Source organism: Bradyrhizobium sp. Leo78 (genome assembly GCF_059512425.1).
Genome location: NZ_JCAMOT010000115.1, coordinates 1 through 4,168, shown reverse-complemented (window position 1 = coordinate 4,168; position 4,168 = coordinate 1). Strand labels below are relative to the sequence as shown.

Here is a 4,168-nt window from a genome sequence, read left to right as displayed (position 1 = left end):
ATCATGTTCATTTTACGCCGACGTCCGCGTCATGGATCAATCAGGTCGAGCGCTGGTTCGCTGAACTCACCAGAAAGAAGATCCAGCGAGGTGTTCACACCTCCGTCAGGCAGCTCGAGGCCGACATCCGTACCTTCATCGACCTGCAACAGAAACCCGAAGCCCTTCAAATGGACCAAGTCAGCCGATCAGATTTTGGCTTCCGTCAAACGCTTCTGCCACAAAGCTCAACAGACTTTATGTGGCGAACTTTAGATTCACGTGACTAGTAGCCGAGGGCGCTAAGGTCGTAATTACTGATATTCTTCACGCAGAAGGGGAAACTCTCGCTGCTGAACTAGGCACTTCCGCCATCTACGTGCGCCAGGACGTCACCCAGCCGGCGGAGTGGGCCAGGGCGGTCGCGGTCGCCGAAAGCAGCTTCGGCGCGCTGCATGGGTTGGTCAACAATGCTGGGATCGCCAGCATGGCCTCCATCGAGCAGCTCTCGCTCGATCAGTGGAATAGAACCATTGCCGTCAATTTAACCGGTGTGTTCCTCGGAATGCAGGCGGCCCTGCCGGCAATTCGGCGCGCGGGCGGCGGTTCGATCGTCAACATCTCATCGGTCGAGGGGCTGCGGGGCACTGCCGGGCTTCATGCCTATGTGGCTTCTAAGTTCGGCGTGCGGGGCATAACAAAGTCTGCTGCGCTGGAGGCAGCCGCCTCTGGCGTCCGCGTCAACTCGATTCATCCCGGCTTCATTACCACGCCCACTACCGAGCGTTTCGATCCCTCTCTTTTCCCTATTCCTCTGGGCCGGGCAGGCTGCCCGCAGGACGTGTCGCATGCAGCCTTATTCCTACTCAGCGACGAGTCCAGCTATTTTACCTGTTCCGAGATCGTCGTCGATGGCGGTTTGACGATCGGCGTTCCGCACAGATGGCAGGCAGCCGAGAATATCTTTTGATGAATACCAACTGACAGTCTAAGCCAGGGCAACAAAATGCTGCGGTTCGCCGTCTCAGCTCTCGGGATCTTCGGACGTATGGCCAACGGTAACGTCTCCGGCGGATCGCAGTTGGCGCCAGCAGCAGCGGAGGCGCCCGCAAAGCGCGAAGAGTGCTTGCAGCTGGAGCAGAAGGAGCTCTTGCGGGCGCCGCATTTGGGTGAAGCGAGCGAGAAGACCAGGTTCTGCCTGCGCGGGAGCGGGACGACGCTCGACGAGAAGAGCATTGAGAACTGCGCGCTTGTTGAACAAGGCGACGAACCAGCGCTTTGTGGATGGCATAGCGTAATGCGCGCCGTGGGTTCTCGTGTGCTAACTGGGCTCCAGCGTGGGCCACACTTGCTGGGTCGCAGGCACCTTCGAACTGGTCGGCGGCAGGCGCACGGATGGGGCCAACACGCGAGGAGCACGCTGCGCAATTGCCACTATTTAGGCGGGCGGTTCGCGCCAGCAGTTGGGGTTCGGCTACATCGAAGGCGTCACCGACGACTACCAGCGTCATGGCACGACCACCCTGTTTGCCGCCCTCAACGTGCTCGATGGCGCAATCATCGCTCAATGCAAACCCCGCCATCGCCACCCGGAGTTCCTCGCCTTCCTGCGTCATATCGAAGCTAACGTGCCGGCCCAACTGGACATCCATCTCATCGTCGACAACTACGCCACTCACAAGCATCCCAAAGTCAGGGCCCGGCTCGCCCGCCGTCCGCGTTGGCACATTCACTTCACGCCAACCTACGCCTCCTGGCTCAACCAGGTCGAACGCTTCTTCGCGCTCATCACCCAACGCGCCATCCGGCGGGGATCGTTCGATTCCACCGCCGATCTCGTCAAAAAAAAATCGACCGCTTTATCCGCAGCCACAATGCAAATTCACGCCCCTTCATGTGGACCGCTGCCGCCGACTCCATCCTCCAAAAACTCGCGCGACTTTGTCAGCGAATTTCCGGGGCAGAACACTAGAGGGAACATTCTCACCAATGTTTTCCGACTGGAGTGTTAGCTACGGAGACGGGATAGTTGGTGATTGAATGAAGCGATCCTGATGGAACCTTTGGACCGGTTGGCGATCCGCAACTGCATCTATCGGTACTGCCGCTGCATGGCCCGGGCCAGCAAGGCCATGCTGCGCCGCTCCTATCGACCCCACGATCGGCATGGCATCTATTCCGGGCCTGCGGAGGGCTCCTGCCTCCCCGCGCGAGAGGTGCTCAAAAGCGCGCCCGCAGTATCCACCAGTTCGGCCAGTTATGACAGAACTGGTCGGCCCGACGCGCGCCGCTCTGCGACGTGCTTCCTTGTCATGCAGCGCGGCGGCAAGGATGGGCCCGTGCGGCAGTTCCGATCGGGCGACGCTGTTGCGGCTCGTTCGACAAGCGCGGCGGGGAGTGGTGCATTGAGGATTGTTCGACTGGGCCGAGGAGCAGTCGTTGCAGCCTCAGACCGAGGCCGCGCGCTGTGGCCGGCGCCTGCTGAGTGGAGCGCGGCCGTCCGACGATCCGATTTGCGAAACTCCGGCCGCTGCCCTCGATCGCCGCAAGCAGGATCCGCGTGCTCGCTCGTATCAGGTCCGGCGCACATCATCGCGCAACAAGTAACTGGAGACCCCAATTTCCAAGCGGCACGCTGCTTGCTTCATTCGCGGTGCCATCACCGATTGCCAGCTCGAAGGCGCTTGGTTGTGGATCGGGAAAGCGCCGCGGAGTGTTTGATGCGATCTTGAGTTCGTTCTTGGGGAGCGACAACGGTTGCGCTGGTCGAAAACGGTGCAGCCAATTCGGCGAACCCTTGGGCCAGCAGCACAAGTGCCACCGACCCTGCGGAGCTGGTCCGGAGGATGTATTGGCGGGCACGTCGACGGTGGTTACGGCCAAAAACCCTTCAGCAATCCCTACGGTCCGTCCGTTTATGGCGTCGTCAATACTCCTGTGTTCCTGGCAGGCGGCCGGATCGGCTACAACTGGCAGAGGAATAGGTCGGTGTTTGGCCCCACTGCTAGCGGTGCAGTCTGCAACGGCACAAATACCTGCCTCGCCGGCTCCGGCACGATAGTGAGCGCAAACTGCAAGGCAAACCCAAATGTCTTTGTAACTGGCGCCGGTCATCTCGGTTACGCTTTTGGCGCGCAGGGCCACACGCTGACCTACCTTAAGGGAGGCGTGGCTTGGCAAAACAATCCAGATGACGTCATCAATAACAACGAGTTTGGCCAATATCGGCGCCGGCGAGCGCGACTTCTACAAGGCGCTCGACGAGGTCTTTCCCGGCACACGCCACCAGCGAGGCTGGGTGCACAACACCGTGAACGTCCTGGACATGGTCCCACTCTCCGTGCAGGCCACCATGCAAGAAGGAGTTCTGCGAGGTCCATTGGGCGCGAACCGAGCGTCCGCCGAAGCGGTGATCGACGTCTTCGCCGAGAAGTATTGCGCCAGTACGGCTGAGCGGTCGAATGCCTGGTGAAGGATCGCGACGCACTGCTGGCCTTCTACGATTTTCTTCCCGAACGTTGGGATCACTTGCGCACCACCAATCCCATCGAGAGCGTGTTCGCCACCGGGTCGATACCGGACCGCGCGGACGAAGCGCTCTTTGTCGCCAACCACCGCTGTAATGGACCCGCGGAGCGGGACCGACCGCGGTCTGGATGACCGCCGTGCTGATGCCGGCCTCCCGCAGCGCCTTCTCATGCGCGTCCATGCAGGCCCCGCAGCCGTTGATGGCGCTTACCGCCAGCGACCACAGCTCGAAATCGGCCTTGTCCACGCCGGGATTGCCGATGACGTTCATGCGTAGCCGCGTCGGCATCGTCTTGTATTCCGGGTTGGCGGAGAGGTGAACGAAGCGGTAGTAGACGTTGTTCATCGCCATCACCGAGGCTGCGGATTTCGCCGCTGCGACCGCGGCCGGCGTCATCACGACAGCTACCGCAGATTCCATTGCGGCGATCACTACAGGATTGCGGGCGGCAATTGCGGTGGCGAGCAACAGCCCGTGTTTCCTCTGCGGTGATAGCGTCTCATCTGATATCATCGACGCCAGGTTCAGTCTGACGTCCTTGGCGAAATCGGGGATCTGGTCCATCAACTGCTCAATTGACATGATGCCTCAAGCAACCTTCAGCGTTTCGCCGCCGATCTCGCGGTTGCAGGGGCAGAGCTCGTCGGTCTGCAGAGCATC

At 60.6% G+C, this 4,168-nt stretch carries 1 protein-coding gene and 6 pseudogenes; 4 read left to right on the top strand and 3 right to left on the bottom strand.

All coding sequences use genetic code 11. The features are described 5' to 3' along the window. From AC5ZG1_RS43585 to AC5ZG1_RS43575, 3 pseudogenes are all read left to right on the top strand, one after another. A pseudogene (locus AC5ZG1_RS43585) lies at nucleotides 1-255 on the top strand (IS630 family transposase); the annotation flags it as partial. 25 nt (nucleotides 256-280) lie between these two features. Then, nucleotides 281-949 (top strand): annotated as a pseudogene (locus tag AC5ZG1_RS43580) (SDR family oxidoreductase); the annotation flags it as partial. A 511-nt stretch (nucleotides 950-1,460) separates the two neighbouring features. After that, a pseudogene (locus tag AC5ZG1_RS43575) lies at nucleotides 1,461-1,951 on the top strand (IS630 family transposase); the annotation flags it as partial. 617 nt (nucleotides 1,952-2,568) lie between these two features. Here AC5ZG1_RS43575 and AC5ZG1_RS43570 read toward each other — a convergent pair. After that, nucleotides 2,569-3,201, bottom strand: a complete 633-nt coding sequence (locus tag AC5ZG1_RS43570; RefSeq protein ID WP_155255611.1) for a hypothetical protein — start codon at nucleotides 3,199-3,201, stop codon at nucleotides 2,569-2,571. Nucleotides 3,202-3,220: 19 nt separating this feature from the next. On the opposite strand from AC5ZG1_RS43570, the pseudogene AC5ZG1_RS43565 reads away from it, so the two are divergent. Continuing rightward, nucleotides 3,221-3,546: pseudogene (locus AC5ZG1_RS43565) on the top strand (transposase); the annotation flags it as partial. A 76-nt stretch (nucleotides 3,547-3,622) separates the two neighbouring features. Here the strand turns inward: AC5ZG1_RS43565 and ahpD are convergent. Together ahpD and AC5ZG1_RS43555 are read right to left on the bottom strand one after the other, a co-directional pair. Further along, a pseudogene (ahpD, locus tag AC5ZG1_RS43560) lies at nucleotides 3,623-4,090 on the bottom strand (alkylhydroperoxidase, AhpD family); the annotation flags it as partial. Nucleotides 4,091-4,096: 6 nt separating this feature from the next. Continuing rightward, nucleotides 4,097-4,168, bottom strand: a pseudogene (locus tag AC5ZG1_RS43555) (peroxiredoxin); the annotation flags it as partial.